Source organism: Pseudoalteromonas sp. NEC-BIFX-2020_015 (genome assembly GCF_012952265.1).
GTDB lineage: Bacteria > Pseudomonadota > Gammaproteobacteria > Enterobacterales > Alteromonadaceae > Pseudoalteromonas > Pseudoalteromonas neustonica.
The window spans coordinates 81,212-100,758 of sequence record NZ_JABCJL010000006.1 but is presented as its reverse complement, the minus strand read 5'-3'; the positions used below and the strand labels follow the sequence as shown (position 1 = coordinate 100,758).

The window sequence follows — 19,547 nt, the reverse complement described above, 5'->3', positions numbered from 1 at the left end:
GGTTAAAGTTAAAGATTCGCGTTTCTCATTCTAAAGGTCTTATTGACTGTAAAGCAAGAACGCGTTTTGAAATTGATTCTGTTTTAATTTATCAAGTACTTGCTGAGCTTGCTCTGCATCCTTAATTGGACCTAAGCGAAGTCGATAAATATTATCTTTTTCTACAATACTCGTTGGTAAAGCGTACTGCTGGCGCAGCATATATGCTAACGCTTCAATATTTTTTAATGTACTTCCCGCAGCCACTTGAATATAACTTAAGCGAAGAGTCGAATCCGCCATAGTAATCGCTTCAATCTTAACCCTCGCTGTACCCTGACGATAATACCCTAATTTATAGGCGGCTGAATAAGATAAATCAATTAGGCGGTGATCATGAAAAGGGCCACGATCGTTTACACGAACAATAACCGACTTACCATTGCTGGTATTGGTGACTTTGACAAAGCTTGGTAAGGGTAATGTTTTGTGCGCAGCTGTCATAGCAAACATATCATAGACTTCGCCGTTTGAGGTATGGTAGCCGTGAAATTTACGGCCATACCATGACGCGATGCCTTCTTCGCTGTAACCTGTTTCATCAAGCATCGGCGTATAACCTTTCCCACGAACAGTGTATGGCCGTCCTGCACTGGCACTTTTAGTCACAGCTGTGACGACTGCATTTTGCATTTCAAGTTGTGTAGGCGGGCGCAAAGGTGCTGAGTCATGACGCATACTATAACGGCTGCTGTGGTCCGTTTTACTGCCTGAACTACTACAAGCCGTTAAGGTTATAATGATAAGCGATATGCTAAAGAATTTAATCGTCGTAAGCATTATTTTAATAGCATCCTTTTATCCGTGGCGATTGACATAATAATACCAAATCCAGCCATGAGTGTGACCATGGATGTTCCGCCATAACTTATTAATGGCAGAGGTACGCCAACAACAGGTAATAAGCCCGAGACCATACCAATGTTAACAAATATATAAACAAAGAATGTTAATGTTAGTGCACCAGCTAATAGCTTGCCAAAAGCATCTTGCGCATTAACGGCAATGTATAAGCCTCGACCAATTATAAATAGGTACATACATAACAGCAAGCACACGCCAAATAAACCAAACTCCTCACTGAGTACTGAAAAAATAAAGTCAGTGTGGCGCTCTGGTAAAAATTCTAATTGTGATTGAGTTCCTTGCAACCAGCCTTTGCCTTCAATGCCGCCTGAACCAATGGCTATTTTTGATTGAATAATATGATAACCAGAACCAAGCGGATCGCTCTCAGGATTAAACAGCGTTAACACGCGTTGTTTTTGATAAGCGTGCATGCCGTAATGCCAAAATGGCCATGCCGCAAGTGCGACTAAAGCGGTTAAAAAACCGATAAGCCGCCAACTTAATCCAGATAAAAATAACACAAACACACCAGAGCTGGCGATTAATATAGAGGTGCCTAAATCCGGTTGCTCTTTAATAAGTAATGTTGGAAGCATCACGATGGTAAAGCCGACAACTAAATGCAATGCTCTCGGTGGTAAGTGATTTCGACCTATGTACCACGCAACCATCATAGGCACTGCTATTTTCATTAGTTCAGATGGTTGGAAGCGCGTAATGCCTAAATCAAGCCAGCGCTGTGCGCCTTTTGAACTGACGCCAAAAAGTAGTACACCTACAAGCATCAATAGACCTAAACAATATAAGGGGATGACGAGGCGTTTAAGTGTAGCGGGGGAGAATTGGGCTAAAATAAACATGCCAATAATAGCGCCCGCCATACGTGTAGCATGGCGAACCATCATTGCCATGTCTTGACCGCTGGCGCTGTAAACAATTGTTAAACTGGCGACCATCATAGCTATTAAGGCAAGCAATAACGGCAAGTCTAAATGCAATTTGTCCCAAATAGAGCGCTTGTCATTTAATTTCATTGCTGGCCTGTATTGCTAAGGAGGTTAACGGGGTTAGCTGAAAAATAGTAATCCATTAATTGCCGAGCGATCGGTGCGCCAACGCTACTGCCACCGCCAGTGTTTTCAACCACAATGGATACGACAATTTGTGGATCATTATATGGGGCAAAGCCGATATAAATAGCGTTGTCGCGGTGGCGTTCTTTTATCGCGTCAGCATCGTAACGCTCACCTTGAGCAATGCTCACTAATTGCGCGGTGCCTGTTTTACCAGCAGGATCGTAATTTACACCTTTGAATGCTTTATGAGCTGTGCCTGTCGTTTTATGAACCGTGTTATGCATTGCATCTAATGCTATTTGCCAATGCTTTGCATCCTTGAGGATAACAGGTGGTTTTTCTTCATTTATAATCGGTGTTACTTGGTCTTCTTGTTTTGCCACTTGTACCAAGTGAGGTGGGCGATGTTCGCCTTTATTAACAAGTATATTTGTTGCGTTAGCAATTTGAATGGGGGTTGCTGTCCAATAGCCCTGACCAATACCAACAGAAATTGTATCACCACGCCACCATGACTCTTTAAAACGGTCTTCTTTCCACTCTTTAGATGGTAAAATAGCGGTGGTTTCTTCATGGATATCTATGCCCGTTAAATCACCAAAACCAAACTGCGCCATAAAATCACTAATTTTTGTGATCCCTAAACGATAAGCAGCATCATAAAAATAAGTATCGCATGATTCTTCAATGGCTTTATAGACATCAACATGGCCATGACCCCAGCGCTTCCAATCTCGCCATTTGTGCTCAACATTAGGTATTTGGAAAAAACCAGGGTCCCACATTTTTGTGTGCTCAGTGACTAAGCCTTCCTCTAAGGCTAAAATTGCCATATGAGGTTTGACAGTTGAAGCTGGGGCGTAACGTCCTTGAGTCGTGCGGTTTATTAAAGGGCGATCAGGGTTTAATAGTGCTTTATAATTTTTACTACTGATACCGTGTACAAATAAATTAGGGTCATAGCTAGGGTTTGAATACAGTGCGAGTATTCCACCATCTTTTGCATCCATAACAACAACAGCGCCACGCATATCTTTTAAAGTATGTTGAGCTATTTGTTGTAAACCTATATCAAGCGTTAGTACAAGATCGTGGCCCGGTTCAGGTGCAGTCATACTTAATGTGCGAATAATACGACCACGGTTATTAACTTCAACGCGCTGTGAACCTACTTGGCCGTGTAATAAACGCTCATAATATTTTTCAATGCCAAGCTTGCCAATATCGTGAGTTGCGCGATAGTTAGTGCCTTGATCTTCAGATATAAGTTTAGAAAGTTCTTTTTTATTAAGCTTTGCAACATAACCGAGTGCATGCGTAAGAGTATCGCCAAAGGGGTAGTAACGCGCTAAGCGAGCTTCGATACTAAAACCGGGGTATTTGTGTTGATTAACTGAAAACTTAGCGACTTCCTCTTCATTTAAACGCGCCTTGAGCACTTGGCTTTTAAAGCGACGATTATTTTTTATATCATCGAGAAAATCATTTTTTTGTTGCTCTGAAATATCTATAAATTGTGTTAAAGCTGCCAGTGACGCATCAAGGTCATCAACGTCTTCAGGTATGACCTCTAAATTATAGACCGGTTTATTTTCTGCGAGTAATACACCGTTACGGTCATAAATTAAGCCACGATTTGGGGCGATAGGGATAACTTTAATACGGTTATCGTTTGAACGCGTTTGATAATCTTGATGATCATCAACTTGAATAGTGTATAAATTAGAAAGTAAAACCGCGACCAGTAGAGTTACAAAAACAAAACCCACAAATGCGCGACGAGCAAACAGATTAGCTTCTGCTGAGTGGTCTCGGATCGTGGGCCTTTTTTTGAGCATGAGTAAATGTTACTCGCGGTGATATGGGTGGTTATTGTTTAAGCTCCAGCCTCTATATAAGCTTTCTGCAACAATAATTCTTACCAGCGGATGCGGTAGGGTCAAATTTGATAGTGACCATTTTTGCTCCGAGGCTGCGATACATTCTGGCGCCAAACCTTCAGGGCCGCCAATTAGCAAACTCACATCGCGGCCATCCAGTTGCCACTTTTCCATGCTTTTTGCTAATTGGTGAGTATCAAGTGCTTTACCTGTTACTTCAAGGGTGACAATACGATTGCCTTTGGGAATAGCAGCTAAGGTTTTTTCACCTTCAATATGCAAGATACGCTTGATATCGGCATTTTTGCCACGTTTTCCAGCTGGGATCTCAATAAGTTCTAAGGCCATATCTTTAGGAAAACGACGTTGGTATTGTACAAAGCCAGTTTCTACCCATGCTGGCATTTTAGTGCCAACTGCAATCATTTGTATTTTCACGTGTTACATCCAAGCTCAGTTAAAATTAAGTGGCACTTAGCCCCATAGTTTTTCGAGGTCGTAATAGCTACGTGCTTGATCTTGCATAACGTGTACGATTACATCGCCTAAATCAATCAGAGCCCATTCACCATCGCTTTGGCCTTCATAACCTAAAGGCTCTTGACCTGCGTGACGAGCTTCTTTTGCTAAATGATCAGCAATTGACAATACATGGCGCTTAGAAGTACCAGAGCACACAACCATGTAGTCTGTGATATCTGATTTTTCGCTTACATCAATATTAACTATGTCACGTGCTTTCATATCGTCAATTTTATCTATTGCAAAGGCGAGTAGTTGTTTCGTATCCAAGGTGTTATCTCATTTAAAAGTGAATAGCTGTTATTTTATCACGCAACTGGTATTTATTCATCACTTAGATAAAGCTGATGTGATTGAATATACTGACACACGCTATGGGGAAGAAGTTCATTGAAATGTTTATTATTTTTAATGGCGCTGCGAATGTCACTTGATGAAATTGCATGCTCCTCACCGGGTAAAAAGTATAATTTTCCGCCAAGCTGTGTTGTAAGCTCTTTAATATCGGTGCAAAGTGCTGATTTTTTGTAAGCCAATAGCGCGTCGCTTGCGCTACACGTAAGATCTGGACGTTGGAACACCACAATGTGGCAAAGTGTGGTAATGGTTTGCCATTCAAACCATTTATCTAAGCTATTAAATGAATCCATACCAATTAAAAATAGCAATGGTTTATTTGGGTATTCTGCGCGTAATTCTTGCAGACTTAATAAAGTGTAAGAAGGCCCAGTGCGATTTAACTCGCGTAAATCAAGTTCAAAAAAAGGGTAGGGCGCAATAGCCGCATTTAGCATTGCAATACGATGTTCAGTGCTGATACCTGGTGCGGCTTTATGAGCAGGCAGTGCGCATGGCATAAAATACAAAGTATCTAAATTAAATTCTTCAATACAGTGTTTTGCCATATTAATATGGCCTAAATGAATAGGGTCAAAAGTACCGCCAAACAGCGCAATCATCTTTATATCCTAATGATTAATTGAGTGGATGTGCTGGCAGAGGCATTGCCAATGGTTGGCAAAATACCAAACAAATATGAGCAAGTGCTTGATAAGGCCTTACTAAGTGACCTTGTTTATAACTGGCATCAAATTGCGCAAGTAACAAGATAATATGCTCAAGCGTTTGAATTGATAAGCGATTAAGTGCTTGTTGAACGGGAACTTGTTGATTTTTCCAAATAGCTTTTTGTTTAAATAAGGCTGCCAGTTGTTCACCCTGTTGTAAGCCTAATTGCAAGCTGAGTAAAGTATTCGCTTCTTTGTTTAAAGTCCATAAAATGCTCACAGCTTCAGTATTATCGCTTGCAAGTTTGTTGAGTACTTTAATTGCTTGCTGAGCATTACCTTGTAAGAGTGCATCACTTAAATCAAAAATATCAAATTTGGCTTGATTAAGTAGCCCTTGTAATACCTGTTGTTGGCTTATTGGCTCACTTGAATATAGTAACGACAGCTTTTCGAGCTCTTGAAAACAGGCTAATAAATTACCTTCAGTGGCATCAAGTAGTGTTTTTTTTGCATCGGCCTGCATATTTACTTTTAAGCGATAGCATTGATCATCAAGCCAGCGCGATAAGTGGTTTCCCGTAAGCGGGTAACAGGGTACAAATGCGCCTTGTTTATCTAATGCTTTAAACCACGCACTGCGTTGAATATCTTGGCTGGCTTTAGCGCCAGTCACTATTAATACCGTATCGGGGTTACTCAATTCAACCAAACGTTTAAATGTTTGGCTGCCAACAATACCAGGCTTTTGAAAATTAAGATCAAGTTCAATTAACGTGCGGGCACTAAATAACGACATACTTTGGTATTGAGCTACTAATTCTTGCCAATCAAAGCCCTGCATTAAGGTGAGTTTAATTACTTCATCAAAACCTTGCTGTTTTGCAGCAGTACGAATTTGTTGCGCACATTGTGCAACTTGAAATGGCTCTTCACCAAACACCAAATAAAATGGGTGTAGGTTTTTGTTTAATTGGCCAGAGAGTTGATTAGCGTAAAGTCGCATTACAGTTGAGCAAGCTCTCTGACAATTCTACGGCTCGCTTGTTTGCGAATTTCGTTGAGCAGCAAATCGAATTCTTTTGCTTTAGCTAACGCGTTATCAGGGTCGTCCTGATAATTACGATAAAGTTCAAAGCTTTTTTCAATTGCTTGCTGACCTGGACGTTTAACTAAATAATGTACACTGTAAGCTAATTCATACTCAGCTACTTGACCATTTTTAAATAGCGATAACGTTTGACGCGATAAACTATCTTTAAATAAATACAGCTGAGCAACATTTTTTTTAGGGGCAGACAGTAACTCAACTTTACTTAGGGTGAGTTCTTTATCAAGCATGGCAAATAACGCAGATCTTTCGTCATCACCGCTTAATGTTAAGGTGGTTAGGTCATCAGGTAAACTAGATGCTTTTTTTAAGTGGAAACCACAGCCTGATAACAAAAAACAGACTAGCGCTAAGGCTAGTCCGTTTTTAATGGCATTAAATGCTGCCATAATTAGTTAGCAACCACGTTAAGTAGTTTACCTGGTACATAAATAACCTTGCGGATAGTTACGCCATCAGTAAACTTAGTCACGTTTGATTCGGCAAAAGCAAGTGCTTCTACTTGTTCTTTAGTTGCATCTGCTGGGACGGTTAATTTAGCGCGTAGTTTGCCGTTTACTTGTACGATGATTAATTTTTCATCTTCAACAAGTGCTAACTCATCCACAACAGGCCAAGATGCATCTAAAATATCGCCTTCTTTACCAAGCTCTTGCCATAATTGATGTGACAAATGCGGAGTGATTGGCGCAAGCATAATTAGCAATGCTTCAAGTGCTTCATTAGCAATCGCAACATCTTGGGTGTCAGTTAATGGCGCTTTTAACAATTTGTTGGAAATTTCCATGATTGCAGCAATGGCCGTATTGAAAGTTTGACGACGTGAAACATCATCAGTCACTTTTGCAATGGCTTTATGTAGTTCACGACGTAGCACTTTTTGCTCGTTGTTTAAGGCTGCTTTATCGAGTGCTTGGAAACCTACCGTGTTTACATCAACCGCGTATTTCCACACACGTTTAATAAAACGATGTGCGCCCTCAACACCCGTATCAGACCATTCAAGTGTTTGCTCAGGTGGTGCGGTAAACATCATAAACAAACGTACCGTATCTGCGCCATATTGAGCAATAACTTGCTGTGGGTCAATACCGTTGTTTTTTGACTTAGACATTTTGCTCATGCCTGATGAGAATACTGGCTCGCCGTCTTCTTTATGCCATGCTTTAGTAACGCGGCCTTTTTCATCGGTTTCAGTATTTACATCACTTGGAGATATCCAAATATCGCCGCCTTTTTCATCCTTACGATAGAAAGTTTCAGCAAGCACCATGCCTTGACATAGTAAGCGATCAAATGGCTCATCTGAGTTTACCAAGCCAAAGTCACGTAATAATTTGTGGAAAAAGCGCGAATATAATAAGTGCAAAATTGCGTGCTCAATACCACCAATATATTGGTTTACTGGTAACCAGTAGTTTGCAGCCGCGGGATCAAGCATGCCTTCGTCGTGGCGTGGGCTACAGTAACGAGCGTAGTACCATGATGATTCCATAAAGGTGTCAAAGGTATCTGTTTCATGAAATGCAGGTTTACCATTAACGGTGGTTTTTGCCCAGTTAGGATCAGCTTTGATTGGTGATGTAACACCATTCATTACTACGTCCTCTGGTAAGCGTACCGGTAGCATCTCTTCAGTTGCAGCTAATTCGTTACCTTCTTCGTCGCTTAGCATGGGGATTGGAGAGCCCCAATAACGTTGGCGGCTAACGCCCCAATCACGCAGACGGAAGTTTACTTTACGCTCACCCACACCCAGTGCTTCAAGTTTATCGGCAACAGCGTTAAATGCGCCTTCAAAATCAAGGCCGTCAAATTCACCAGAGTTAACAAGTACGCCTTTTTCAGTGAAAGCGGCTTCTTTTAAATTAACGTCAAGATCTGACCCTGTTGCAGGTGCGATAACTTGCTTGATATCTAAGCCATAAGCAGTCGCAAATTCGAAATCACGTTGGTCGTGCGCCGGTACTGCCATTACTGCGCCTGAGCCGTAATGCATTAATACAAAGTTAGCAACCCAAATAGGCACTTGTTCGCCTGTTAATGGATGAGTGGCAAAAAAACCTGTTGCGATGCCTTTTTTCTCCATTGTTGCCATATCTGCTTCAGCAACTTTGGTGTTTTTACATTCATCAACAAACATAGCGATAGCATCGCTGTTTTTAGCCGCTTCTTGTGCTATTGGGTGTGCGCCTGCAACTGCAAGGTAAGTTACACCCATAAATGTATCTGGACGAGTCGTATAAACGCTGAATTTTTCGTTGTTATCCGTGCGTGTAAACTCGATGTCTAGCCCTTCAGAGCGGCCAATCCAGTTACGTTGCATCGTTTTAACTTGCTCAGGCCAGTCTTCTAGCTTATCTAAATCGTCAAGTAATTCTTGTGCGTAGTCAGTGATTTTAATAAACCACTGTGGAATTTCTTTTTGCTCAACAACTGCACCAGAGCGCCAACCGCGACCATCAATAACCTGCTCGTTAGCAAGTACTGTTTGATCTACTGGATCCCAGTTAACCGTTGACATTTTTTTATATACTAAGCCTTTTTCGTATAGCTTAGTGAAAAACCATTGTTCCCATTTGTAATAATCTGGGTGACAAGTTGCAATTTCGCGATCCCAGTCATAGCCAAAACCTAACTGCTTAAGTTGAGTACGCATGTAATCAATGTTTTCGTAAGTCCATTTTGCAGGGGCTGTTTTATTTTTAATTGCCGCATTTTCTGCAGGAAGACCAAACGCATCCCAACCCATAGGTTGCATTACGTTTTTGCCTTGTAAGCGTTGGAAGCGAGAAACAACATCACCAATGGTGTAGTTACGCACATGACCCATGTGGAGTCGGCCGCTTGGGTATGGGAACATAGAAAGGCAGTAATACTTTTCTTTGCTCTCGTCTTCAGTGGCTTTAAATACTTGGTTTTCTTCCCAGTAGGCTTGGACTTTTGACTCTATATCTTGCGGGTTATATTGCTCTTGCATCTACGATTCCAGACTTCTTGCAAATTAATAAAAAATTGTCGTTAGGATACCCCAAAAAAAACACTAATTACAGCGTCAAATCGGCGGATTTTATAAAATCATCACTAAATTAGTTTTCAGGGCAGGTTAACCTATACTCGTATAGGGTATAGGCTCGCTAAACACAATTTTGCAGGAGTAAATTATGGCTGATTATAAAGCATGGTTAACTGATTTAAGTGCCTGGTTAAAAGACGTCAATGAGCATGAAGTTAAAGCCGCAATTAACCGCTTTGTAGAATCCGAACAAGCGCTTAAGCAATTAGGTCAAGAAAAACTCATTTTGTATCGTGAATACCTAAAGCGCGATATTGATCACATTCAACAGCACGAAAAACACTACGACTCTCTCGCATGGCAAGAGCTTAAAGAGTCTTTTTGGTATGAACTTTCACATATTGAAGATAAAACTCAGCTTGAATGGCAAGCATTAAATCAAGATTTTAAGCACAATGGGGTTTATCACCAAGGTGAATGGATAGCAATGGGCACATTAGTATGTAAGAATTGTAACCATAGTTATGATATTTACCATGCAACGCAAATTAGCGCGTGTACAAAGTGTGATGGTATCTACTTTAGCCGTAAGGCACTACAGCCCTAAATACATTTATATAGGGTGAATGTTGGCCCTGTGTAGAACCTAAAAATCAGCGAATATGTTGGTATAAAAAGAAGTTAGAATGACGAAGAAACTGTTGCCATTACCTGTGTCTGCCCTTGCGCCGACCATTTCACTTAATCATGTACAAACGTGCATGAGCAATCCATATCCCGAAACGTTGACTTTTATAGGTCAGCAACGTGCTCAAAGTGCGTTAGACTTTTCATTAGGAATGGAGCTTCCCGGCTATAACGTATATGTAATGGGGGAGGCCGCCCATGGGCGTTTCACGCTTGTAAAAGATAAGCTTCAAGCGCACAGTAAAGGTCGCCCGACACCAAATGAATGGTTATATGTTAATAATTACGATGATCACCGTGAACCCATTGCTATGTTTTTACAAGCTGGGCAAAGCAAGCAGTTAGCTGACGACATTGACTCATTTATCGACGAAGTACTTGATACCTTTCCGGCTGCATTTGATAATCCTGCGTATCAACGTAAGAAGAAGAAAATCGATCGTGAATTTAACGATGCATACGATGCCGCCATTACCGAAGTGGAAGTTGCTGCGCTTGAGCAAAGTGTTGCCTTAATTGAAGAGAAAAGTGTTGTTGGTTTTGCACCACTTGTAGATGGAAAACAGCTCAGTGACGCTGAGTTTGCCGCGCTGGATGACGAACTACGAGAACAGTTTTACGAAAAAATTGAAAAACTTGAAGATGCTTTAATAGAAGCGCTTATAGAGTTGCCACGTTGGAAACGCGAGTCGTCTGAAAAATTACGTAACTTGAAAAAGTCTACGGCAGAGCTTGCTACAAAACCATTATTAAAAGACCTAGAGCATAAATACGCAGCCCACATAGGTGTACTGCGTTACTTAAAAGATATTCGCGTAGAAATTATCGACGCGGTGCTTGAGTGGCTCGATGATGAAGACGAAAGCGACGAAAACAAAGAAGACTTTGACCGTAAAGGCATGCTTACTGACTTTTTTGCGCCCAATATTTTAGTCGAGTTTAAAGAAGGGGATGCTGCACCAGTGGTGTACGAACCCAACCCAACCTTTGGCAACATTTTTGGCAAAATAGAATATGCAGCGTCGCAAGGTTCACTTATAACCAGTTACCGTTCAATTCAGCCTGGGGCATTGCATCGCGCTAATGGCGGCTATTTAATTATGGACGCTGAAAAAGTGATGGCAAATCCATTGGTGTGGGATGGCTTAAAGCTATCACTTAAAACCCACCAAATTAAAAATGATTTACCATACCAAGATAACGCTGTAGGCAGTAGTTTTACACTGCGCCCGCAGCTTATTCCGCTTGATGTAAAAATTATTCTGTTAGGCTCACGTGATTTGTATTACACCATAGGTGAATACGATGAAGAATTTGCTGAGTTATTTAGGGTGCTTGCAGACTTTGATTATTACTTGCCAAGCAGTGATAAGTTGCAATACCAATTTATTACCAAGGTAATTGAATATTGTAAAGGTACGTTAAAATGCACATTAACAGATGAGGCAATGGCACGATTACTTAAATTTAGTTATCGCCAAGCAGAGCATCATAATAAACTATCTGCGCGTTTTGCTGATGTACTGGAGCTGGTGGCTGAAGCAAGCTTTTATACCAAACAAGATAATTTAACCTTAATTGACGCGCACCATATTGATGAAGCTATTGAAGGCAAGCAATACCGCACCGGGCAGATCAGTGAAAATATGCTCAGCGATATCAAAGAAGGCCACACATTAATTGCAACCGACGGCCAAGCCGTGGGTAAAGTAAATGGTTTAACGGTATTACATATTGGCGATACTTCATTTGGTACACCAGCACGTATTACGGCAACGGTTTACGCCGGTGCCGATGGTGTAATTGACGTAGAACGCGAAGCTGAACTGGGCAAAGCTATTCACTCTAAAGGTGTAATGCTTTTAACCGGTTACTTAGGTAATAAATACGCGCAACAATTTAGCCTAACGCTCAGTGCAAATATCGCTATTGAGCAAAGCTACGGCTACATTGACGGCGACAGCGCATCGTTAGCTGAGCTATGCGCACTTATATCGGCTATTACTAGTTTGCCTCTTAGTCAATCAATTGCGCTTACTGGCTCAATAAACCAACATGGTGATGTGCAAGCCATTGGTGGCGTGAACGAAAAAATCGAAGGCTTTTTTAAGCTGTGCAAAATGCGTGGTTTAACATCTGGACAGGGCGTTATTATTCCAAAATCAAACCAAGTTAACTTGGTGTTAGATGATGAAATATTGGCTGCTGTTGAGTTGGGTAAGTTTCATATTTATGCTGTAGAGACCGTTGATCAAGCGCTTAATGTATTAATGAATATGGAAGCGGGTGACCTACGAGATGGGCAATACCCTGAAAACTCAGTTAACGGCATTGCTTTAGCTCGTTTAAATGATATTGCTGATATTGTTAATGGCGACAGTGACGAAAAAGAAGACGAGAAAGAAGAATCATGATCAACATTATACTGGCGATGATGATCGTCACACTCTGCTTTTTTATTTTTAGAAACAGTAAAAAAACTAAGCAACAAGCAATCGTTAATGCGCAAATTGAAGCGGATTTCTTAGTTGCCAACAGCAAAGTGGAAGGGGTGCAACAAACGGCCTCTGGCTTGCAATATAAAGTAATTCATAGCAGTGGTAGCGAAACAAAACCAAGCCCAACTAGTATGGTAAATGTGCATTATCACGGCACTTTAATTGATGGCAGTGTTTTTGATAGATCGGTTGATCGCAATAGTCCAATTAGTTTTGGTTTACACCAAGTTATTAAAGGCTGGACAGAAGGCCTGCAGTTGATGGGTGAGGGGGATAAATACACCTTTTTTATTCCACACCAATTAGCGTATGGCGAAAAGCGAGTTGGCAGCATTCCACCCGCTTCGTTACTAATATTTGAAGTAGAGTTACTGAAAATAGAGTCTTAGGATAATTATCCCTTTACATAAAATACGCCCTAGGCTTGGTGACATTACCAAGCCGGGCTCTTTTTCCTCAAGTCTTTTTATTTTATGCCGATATAAAACCAACTAACACTCTGGTTATTTTAAGGATGAAATAATGAAAATATTACCCGTAATCACCCCCCCTGAAGCGCAAGGTTACAAAAGCCGCTACGAAATGCACCTCGAAAAGAAAGAACAGCAAGACGAAGAAGAGCCAGCGTATATTTTATCTGAATTTTTAGATGATAAAGCGCAAGAGTACAGCGATGACGATGTTAGCTTTGGTGAGCAATATAAAAATCTCGAAAAAATCTATGAAAATTTCGCCCAAAAAATTACTGTGCTCCAAGAGCAAATTAATAAATTAAACCAAAACCCCATTCAGCGCCACTTACAACTTGAAAGCTCACAAGCCCAATTTACAGACGTACAAGTAAGCTCATCAGAGCAAAGCCTTACTGTTGAAGTAGAGCACATTGGCGCTAAAAAATATAAAAATAGCCAACAGCAAGCGCAAATAGACTTATTGGTAAAGCAGTTGGGCGAAATGCAAACTGAGCAAGCGGCTATAAAGCGACAGATGATAGAAATGATCGTCACTGAAATGAAAAAACGAGACAATGACTAGGGCGTGTTGATCTTTCGTGATTGATTTTGCAGCAGTATGTTTGGTATTTAGGCAAGGCAGCGCCTATGCAGTGTGGTTGTTCCCCATAAATAGGCGATAACGTAGTATAAATGCCAAACATGCGCTGCCCAAAGGGTTCTTTCTAGGGGCGATTAACTCTTTGTTGCCTACACGGATGTAGGTAAGGGGCGTGAGCAGGACGCGGAAGCTTTGCTCGATTTTTACTTAGCCCACTAGGTTACAAACCTCGCGCCGCGATTAAATCGCCCCTAGGTTGAACAAATTTCAATCCACAAAGGTCAACACGCCCTAGGGCGTAATTAGTATATGTCCACTATTGCAATGTCTATAAATTAAACGCGTATGATGGGTATGTGGAGATCCTATTAGCCAGATTATTTTTCGAGGTCATGAATTAACAGGGCGTTGTATATGAGAAGGCAAGCGCGGGTATATTGAAAGCACACACATTTACCTTTACTAGAAAGAGTCAATATTTCACCAGAAAACTGGTTAAAACTGAGCACGCAATTTACGCGCGTATTTCATGGCGCAGTGCGTAGGACGACCTCACAAGAGAGTTACTGTGAACACTTGAACAGAAAACGGTGTAGCAACGTCAGTAACAGCGAAAAGCTGCTGGTATAAAGTTAAAAGTCCCCAGTAAAAAGTTAGAACTGCAATTATGCAGTTATTTTTATGCGCGTAATTTAGGCTTAAGAGTACTAATAACTTATTTAATGGGTAAAATGAAAGTAACCCAATAATAAAAGGTAAATTCATAACCTAAAAATTAAATTTAGTGGAATAGCTTTGCTGCTTCAATTAGAGTGGCTGTCTAATTTTTTGCTTTTTTTATTCCAAGGCTCTTTAGGCTGATATATAGTTAACTGGTGCATTAGTTGTACTCCGGTGTTTATGGAGTTTTAAGCTTAGCTTGCTACAAAAAATTCGGGTATGAGCGATTAGACGACGGTCGATCAAAATCATTTTTGGACTCTTCTGAGTTACGAAGTGCTAACTGTGAAGGTTCTGAACAAAAGCGAATTAGTAGTTAAGCTCTAATACTCACTATTCGCATTATTATAAATAATGACTATCTTAAGAAAGCGGATTTATTATTCATAAATAAATAGATCGGACGCCGTTCATTATCCTAACCATATAGTTAAATTAGGCTTTTCAAATGAACCTCCCAGTGAGGAGCCGCATGCAGAGTGGTGTGTGAACTACCAACGGGTAATTTAGTCACAGCGCTACAAGTTTTTCTTGGCTAGAGATACACTCAGAATTAGAAACTGCTGCTGCATCTCGCTTACTCAGATATGCTAGGTGTCTTTCGAAGATGTTGGTTTAAAGAGGTGGCTACTAGAAGATAAATTGCCAATTTGGAGTGAGACAAATAGAAGGCTCCAAGCCCTCTATTGTTTAGCAAAGTTAAATTGGCTTCCCTTTTGATGATAGACAAAAAGAGGAAATGCGCTAAGGACATACACCTCGTTTGAGCCTTCAACCAACTTGAGCTGACAATCCAAAAGGTCAGATTGTTCTGGGTTTTCAAAGTTATTTCGAATCCCACCTAGAATAAAGTTACCTTTTTCGACATTTAGGCGAACTAAGTCTGTCCACCTCTCTCCGCCTATCTTTCTAGGATCAAGATAGTCGGTCATACCTTTTGTAGACAAGTTTTTATAAACTTTACCTTTGGATTGTTCAGTCTTTATCTTGTGCTCTATAAATGAGTTGTGGCATGGAACATCCCTGATCGCTTCAACCATCGGATAGCTTACGAATAGCTTACCGGATTCAGTTTCCTCATCAAATGTTTCAACCATTTTAGTTAAGTCTTCAGAGCTGAATTTATCATCATGGAACTCAAAATCGAAGAAGAGAAAAACTTGATTGAAATCATCTCGACTAAATTTTTCAAACAAGCCCTTATTGCTATCGACAGTATTATTATCTTTAATAATTTCAAAAATATCTAAGTCTTCATCTTCTAGCATCTTACTGTGTAGTTCGTAAATATTATTACCAAAACAGCAGTAAACTATACTTTGTTCACCAAAGAAGCACTGTTTGAGACCATTGAAATATAGCGGTTCCCTTACTTCACCTTCAAAAACGCAAAGAATGAAACTTTTAATATTCATAGGTTAAACCCTTGAATATTTTCTCCAAGTTATGAGCTTTTCTTAAGTCTTTATCTACAAGTTTATAGAGTGGATACTGTTTATCAGCCACGACGAAGTAGCAATCAGGTCTTAGTAAATCATTTGAAAGGATACTTAGATTGTGACTCGTCAGAATTGTTTGACCTGAACTCTGATTCATTTTAGTTACAATGGCTTGAGATAGTGAATAATGGTAATACGCATCAAATTCATCAATATATGCGAAAGTTAATTCACCTGAATCAACTTTTAACCACCAGTAATAAAAAATCCCTAGAGACATTGTTCCGGTAGATGCTGCGTATGAAAATTCTATATTCTTATTTTTATACTCGAATGCAATGCGTTGATCTTCTTCTTCACCGATAACAGTTAGCTTACATCTAACACCTGATTCATTGAGAAACTTCTCAAAATCACCTAGTTTATTCGCTTCTATGATTGCACGAGATAGGCGCTTATTCGTATCAATAATTTGACCAAAGTAGTCAGCATTCTGTGTGAGGGTACGGAAGAAAATCATCCCAGAAACAAAATCGATAAACTTAGTAAAAAGCTGAGCGTTTTTATCTTCCATATCTAAAATAGAATTGGATTTAATGTATTTTATAGCTGATATGTTGGGGTTTGTAATTTCAGAGCGAAGGCTTTCGGTACCTGCCAATTTAACGATAAGTTTTTCGCTTTCATCACGGTTAAATGAAACTACAAGCTCATTATTTATTACTAACTTTTCGTATCTAGTGTTTGCAACATCACTTTTTCCGTACTGATACTCAACGATATCATTTCCAAACTTAAACTTATATTCAAAAACGGCTAGATCATCTTTACGTGCATCGCCGTTTAAGTAGTTGGTCTTCAATGAATGCATTATGTTTACATCGTTGATATGGCAAGTTAAATCAAGAATGGCTATACCAAGGTTTGATTTGCCGCACCCATTGTGGCCATAGGCTATTGAATGCTTGATTATGCAATCTTGTACATTGTTAGTATTGAATTCATAATGCTTTTCTGTTTCAAAGCTAAAGTTAAATCTTTCAGAGAAGTTTCTGAAGTTGGATACAGCAAAATTGGCTAACATGAAATGCCCCAGTACTATAAATAATTACCTGAAGACAGTCTAACATAGGAAACTAAGAACTGCCGTAAAAAAAATACGGCAGTTCTTTATAGGGGAAATGCCCATTAACAGGGTGTGAATGAGTACTTGATCTGTCTGGTAATAGGGTAGAAACGAGTTAATCATGAGTGTCTGCTCATGGCACTCTCCAGCCACTCGATAACATAAGATGTTGATAATAATTGGTAAGGTATTTTACTGTGTAGGATGGCGTTGGTCAGGTGCTACTGAGAGCGATCTTTCTTTTACAAATTATTATTAATAATCATTTGTATCAACTTGGTCTTATTTTTACTTTCCTTTTTATTGAGGTGGCTACTTTAGCTTTAAAATAAAAAAGCCTTAACATTGACGTTAAGGCTTTTTGTTTACCCGGGGTTTCACAAAAATTTATTCTTTAGTTAGTAATGCAATTTCGCCAAGTTGAACTAGGCGGCCTTCATCGCCTCCAACACCATCGCCTGTTTGCTCATTTAAAAAGCTGAACCGGTAATATGCATAAGCTGTTGTATTACTCGGTACTTCAAATTGATAGGTAACTAAGCGCGCAGGGTTATCGGGGAACATGGCGGTATCAATAAGTTGCCAGTTGGCACCATCGGTTGAGCCAAATACTTGCCAGCTAGTTGGATCGCGTTGTGGGTTATCGTTACCCGTTGCAATACTGTAGCGGTTAAGTAGCTGAGTTTGTTCAAAACTAAAATCAACATCAACACTGGAGACGACTTGTATTGGCAGTAGTGTAGGTGCGTGCTCTGCTACCCACCACGGCGCTTCAATGATCGCGTTATATTTATTTTTAACGTTATTATCTGTTGTTTTATCAACCCCTTCTCCCCAAATACCTACATCAGTGGCGTAGCCCGTTACTGTCATGCCGGCATCTTGTGCAAAGTTACGGTAACCTTCTACCGGTGTTGGGTAAGAGGGAGTTAACCCTAAGTCATTTTTTAAATACTGCTGATACTGCGCGAAAACAACATCTATACCGCGTTGCGCTGAAAAAATTGATTTAAATGCAGCGTCAAAACTCCATTCTTCAATTTCATTGGCTGAGGCATTAAATAAACGTATAAAATCAGTATTTTGATTTGTATTCGCCACCCATTCTAAAAAGAACGATGTTTGATTGTAGGCATCTTCATTCCAGCTATCGATCCAGCTAATTTGTGGGCGTTGATGTTCTAAAAAGCCTGCTTTAATACGCACATAATTAGCTAAGCCTTCCAGGTAGCTGTGAAGCTCTGCGCCGGGTTTATATTCGCCGTTTGCTGGCGTGTTATTGTAGCCATGGGTTAATTCGTGCCACAGTATACCCATGATCTCTTGACGTAATGCTTCATCGCCTTTACTTTCTAGGTTAGCTAAGTGGTTTAGATCAAAATATAAAATCATATTTTTATCTGTGCCGCTTTTTGCTGCGGGAAAGTCATATTCACCTGTTTCAAAATTCAGTGTTTCGAATACATTGATTTCAGTTACGTTAGTATAAAGAATTTGCGCAACGCCTAATGAAATTTGATGGATAATGTCTGTTAAGTCAGGCATTACACGCTCTAATGCGAGTTGCCCAGGGTGATCTGCTAAGTTTTTAGTGTAACTAACCGCAGGTTTTGGAAAGCCAGCCCATGGTGTAGCAGGGTCCCAAACACGAATCGCATTTTTATCTACTAACGTCGTGCTGCCTTTATCATTACTTGCCGTGAGTGTAACTGTTTTAGGCCCTAACGAACTAAATTTGACTAGAGGGCTTAGCGCTGTACTTGTTGCTGGTGTTCCATCTTCAAATTGCCATTCCCAGCTTGTAGCGCCAGCTAAAGAGGTGTCTTTAAAAATGATAAATTGGTCAACTTCTGGCGTTTTATCATTGACGTTATAGCTAACTATCGGGGCTTTTGCTTTTACTTGAAGCTCAATTTCAGCAAGTTGCAAAATATCGTTCCCATAGCTATCAGTGCCACCGTGAACGAGTTCAAATTTATAATATTGATAAGCACTTAATTCGCCTTCAATCTCATAACTATTTAATTGCCCACGTTTAGCAAATACTTGGTTAGCTTGGCTATCAATTTCAAGCCATTCGTTAGCATCGTTTGAGGCTTTGAGTACCCAGTTTTTTGGATCTCTGTTGGGTTCGTCATCTGCTGAAATGAAGTTATACGACACGAGCTCATAAGCCTGGCTGGCTTTAAATATGACGGTCGCATTTTTTGAAAACGTTAAAAATTTAGTGCCTTTATTACCATCAAATAAATTGCTAACTGTTTCAGCTGGTGGCGAGTCTGCATCAATCGCTGAGATTTCACGGCCTGCATCAGTGCTCATGTTTCTAACCGCGGTTTCTGTTACAACCGCAGGGGTATCTGTTTTTGGTTTTGCTGTTGAAACAAACCCAGAGCCGTCATTGCACCCGACTAGCAGACTTGTTACACACAAAGCGATTGTTGATAAATGTAATTTTTTCATGATATTACCTGATTTTTAATTATTATTAGGTGCTTAATTAATATTAAGCACCTGTGGTATT

Annotated in this window: 16 protein-coding genes and 1 pseudogene; 5 read left to right on the top strand and 12 right to left on the bottom strand. The window is 40.2% G+C overall.

Annotated features, from left to right (window positions below):
- Positions 1–39 precede the first annotated feature (39 nt).
- From HH219_RS06325 to leuS, 9 genes are read right to left on the bottom strand one after another with little or no spacing between them, the layout of a single operon-like run.
- Complete coding sequence (locus HH219_RS06325; protein ID WP_169326951.1) at positions 40–819, bottom strand: septal ring lytic transglycosylase RlpA family protein; 780 nt, start codon at positions 817–819, stop codon at positions 40–42.
- Complete coding sequence (gene rodA, locus HH219_RS06320) at positions 819–1,922, bottom strand: rod shape-determining protein RodA (RefSeq protein ID WP_054206336.1); 1,104 nt, start codon at positions 1,920–1,922, stop codon at positions 819–821. Before rodA ends, HH219_RS06325 begins: the two co-directional genes overlap by 1 nt.
- Positions 1,919–3,802, bottom strand: a complete 1,884-nt coding sequence (mrdA, locus tag HH219_RS06315; protein WP_169326950.1) for a penicillin-binding protein 2 — start codon at positions 3,800–3,802, stop codon at positions 1,919–1,921. The genes rodA and mrdA overlap by 4 nt, the downstream gene beginning before the upstream one ends.
- Positions 3,803–3,811: 9 nt before the next feature.
- Positions 3,812–4,282, bottom strand: a complete 471-nt coding sequence (rlmH, locus tag HH219_RS06310) for a 23S rRNA (pseudouridine(1915)-N(3))-methyltransferase RlmH (protein WP_169326949.1) — start codon at positions 4,280–4,282, stop codon at positions 3,812–3,814.
- Positions 4,283–4,318: 36 nt separating this feature from the next.
- The gene (rsfS, locus tag HH219_RS06305) at positions 4,319–4,636 is read right to left on the bottom strand and encodes a ribosome silencing factor (RefSeq protein ID WP_054206339.1); all 318 of its coding nucleotides are present in this window, start codon (positions 4,634–4,636) and stop codon (positions 4,319–4,321) included.
- A 53-nt stretch (positions 4,637–4,689) separates the two neighbouring features.
- Complete coding sequence (nadD, locus tag HH219_RS06300) at positions 4,690–5,325, bottom strand: nicotinate-nucleotide adenylyltransferase (protein WP_054206340.1); 636 nt, start codon at positions 5,323–5,325, stop codon at positions 4,690–4,692.
- Between the two features lie 16 nt (positions 5,326–5,341).
- Entirely contained in the window at positions 5,342–6,379 is a 1,038-nt protein-coding gene (holA, locus tag HH219_RS06295; RefSeq protein WP_169326948.1) for a DNA polymerase III subunit delta, read from the bottom strand.
- The gene (gene lptE / locus HH219_RS06290) at positions 6,379–6,873 is read right to left on the bottom strand and encodes an LPS assembly lipoprotein LptE (protein WP_169326947.1); all 495 of its coding nucleotides are present in this window, start codon (positions 6,871–6,873) and stop codon (positions 6,379–6,381) included. The genes holA and lptE overlap by 1 nt, the downstream gene beginning before the upstream one ends.
- 2 nt (positions 6,874–6,875) lie before the next feature.
- Positions 6,876–9,464 (bottom strand): leucine--tRNA ligase, encoded by a 2,589-nt coding sequence (leuS, locus tag HH219_RS06285; RefSeq protein ID WP_054206343.1) that lies wholly within the window; start codon positions 9,462–9,464, stop codon positions 6,876–6,878.
- A 184-nt stretch (positions 9,465–9,648) separates the two neighbouring features.
- On the opposite strand from leuS, the gene HH219_RS06280 reads away from it, so the two are divergent.
- From HH219_RS06280 to HH219_RS22400, 5 genes and pseudogenes are all read left to right on the top strand, one after another.
- Entirely contained in the window at positions 9,649–10,107 is a 459-nt protein-coding gene (locus HH219_RS06280; RefSeq protein ID WP_054206344.1) for a hypothetical protein, read from the top strand.
- A gap of 79 nt (positions 10,108–10,186) precedes the next feature.
- Positions 10,187–12,601, top strand: a complete 2,415-nt coding sequence (locus HH219_RS06275; protein ID WP_169326946.1) for an AAA family ATPase — start codon at positions 10,187–10,189, stop codon at positions 12,599–12,601.
- A complete protein-coding gene (locus tag HH219_RS06270) occupies positions 12,598–13,074 on the top strand; it encodes an FKBP-type peptidyl-prolyl cis-trans isomerase (protein WP_169326945.1) in 477 nt (158 codons plus the stop codon). Before HH219_RS06275 ends, HH219_RS06270 begins: the two co-directional genes overlap by 4 nt.
- A gap of 133 nt (positions 13,075–13,207) precedes the next feature.
- Entirely contained in the window at positions 13,208–13,720 is a 513-nt protein-coding gene (locus HH219_RS06265; RefSeq protein ID WP_054206347.1) for a hypothetical protein, read from the top strand.
- 412 nt (positions 13,721–14,132) lie between these two features.
- Positions 14,133–14,368: pseudogene (locus tag HH219_RS22400) on the top strand (hypothetical protein); the annotation flags it as partial.
- Between the two features lie 773 nt (positions 14,369–15,141).
- Here the strand turns inward: HH219_RS22400 and HH219_RS06260 are convergent.
- From HH219_RS06260 to HH219_RS06250, 3 genes are all read right to left on the bottom strand, one after another.
- Positions 15,142–15,873 (bottom strand): hypothetical protein, encoded by a 732-nt coding sequence (locus HH219_RS06260; protein ID WP_169326944.1) that lies wholly within the window; start codon positions 15,871–15,873, stop codon positions 15,142–15,144.
- On the bottom strand, positions 15,863–16,981 hold the full coding sequence (locus HH219_RS06255; protein WP_169326943.1) for an AAA family ATPase: 1,119 nt from the start codon (positions 16,979–16,981) through the stop codon (positions 15,863–15,865). Before HH219_RS06255 ends, HH219_RS06260 begins: the two co-directional genes overlap by 11 nt.
- 429 nt (positions 16,982–17,410) lie before the next feature.
- Positions 17,411–19,486: a basic secretory protein-like protein gene (locus HH219_RS06250; protein ID WP_054206485.1), complete on the bottom strand. Its 2,076-nt coding sequence runs from the start codon at positions 19,484–19,486 to the stop codon at positions 17,411–17,413.
- Between the last annotated feature and the right edge of the window lie 61 nt (positions 19,487–19,547).

What these genes read in the sequence shown, in the direction of transcription:
- HH219_RS06325 (WP_169326951.1), bottom strand. Translation starts at nt 819, where the DNA reads ATGCTTACGACGATTAAATTCTTTAGCATATCGCTTATCATTATAACC.
- rodA (WP_054206336.1), bottom strand. Translation starts at nt 1,922, where the DNA reads ATGAAATTAAATGACAAGCGCTCTATTTGGGACAAATTGCATTTAGAC.
- mrdA (WP_169326950.1), bottom strand. Translation starts at nt 3,802, where the DNA reads ATGCTCAAAAAAAGGCCCACGATCCGAGACCACTCAGCAGAAGCTAAT.
- nadD (WP_054206340.1), bottom strand. Translation starts at nt 5,325, where the DNA reads ATGATTGCGCTGTTTGGCGGTACTTTTGACCCTATTCATTTAGGCCAT.
- holA (WP_169326948.1), bottom strand. Translation starts at nt 6,379, where the DNA reads ATGCGACTTTACGCTAATCAACTCTCTGGCCAATTAAACAAAAACCTA.
- lptE (WP_169326947.1), bottom strand. Translation starts at nt 6,873, where the DNA reads ATGGCAGCATTTAATGCCATTAAAAACGGACTAGCCTTAGCGCTAGTC.
- leuS (WP_054206343.1), bottom strand. Translation starts at nt 9,464, where the DNA reads ATGCAAGAGCAATATAACCCGCAAGATATAGAGTCAAAAGTCCAAGCC.
- HH219_RS06280 (WP_054206344.1), top strand. Translation starts at nt 9,649, where the DNA reads ATGGCTGATTATAAAGCATGGTTAACTGATTTAAGTGCCTGGTTAAAA.
- HH219_RS06275 (WP_169326946.1), top strand. Translation starts at nt 10,187, where the DNA reads ATGACGAAGAAACTGTTGCCATTACCTGTGTCTGCCCTTGCGCCGACC.
- HH219_RS06270 (WP_169326945.1), top strand. Translation starts at nt 12,598, where the DNA reads ATGATCAACATTATACTGGCGATGATGATCGTCACACTCTGCTTTTTT.
- HH219_RS06265 (WP_054206347.1), top strand. Translation starts at nt 13,208, where the DNA reads ATGAAAATATTACCCGTAATCACCCCCCCTGAAGCGCAAGGTTACAAA.
- HH219_RS06260 (WP_169326944.1), bottom strand. Translation starts at nt 15,873, where the DNA reads ATGAATATTAAAAGTTTCATTCTTTGCGTTTTTGAAGGTGAAGTAAGG.
- HH219_RS06255 (WP_169326943.1), bottom strand. Translation starts at nt 16,981, where the DNA reads ATGTTAGCCAATTTTGCTGTATCCAACTTCAGAAACTTCTCTGAAAGA.
- HH219_RS06250 (WP_054206485.1), bottom strand. Translation starts at nt 19,486, where the DNA reads ATGAAAAAATTACATTTATCAACAATCGCTTTGTGTGTAACAAGTCTG.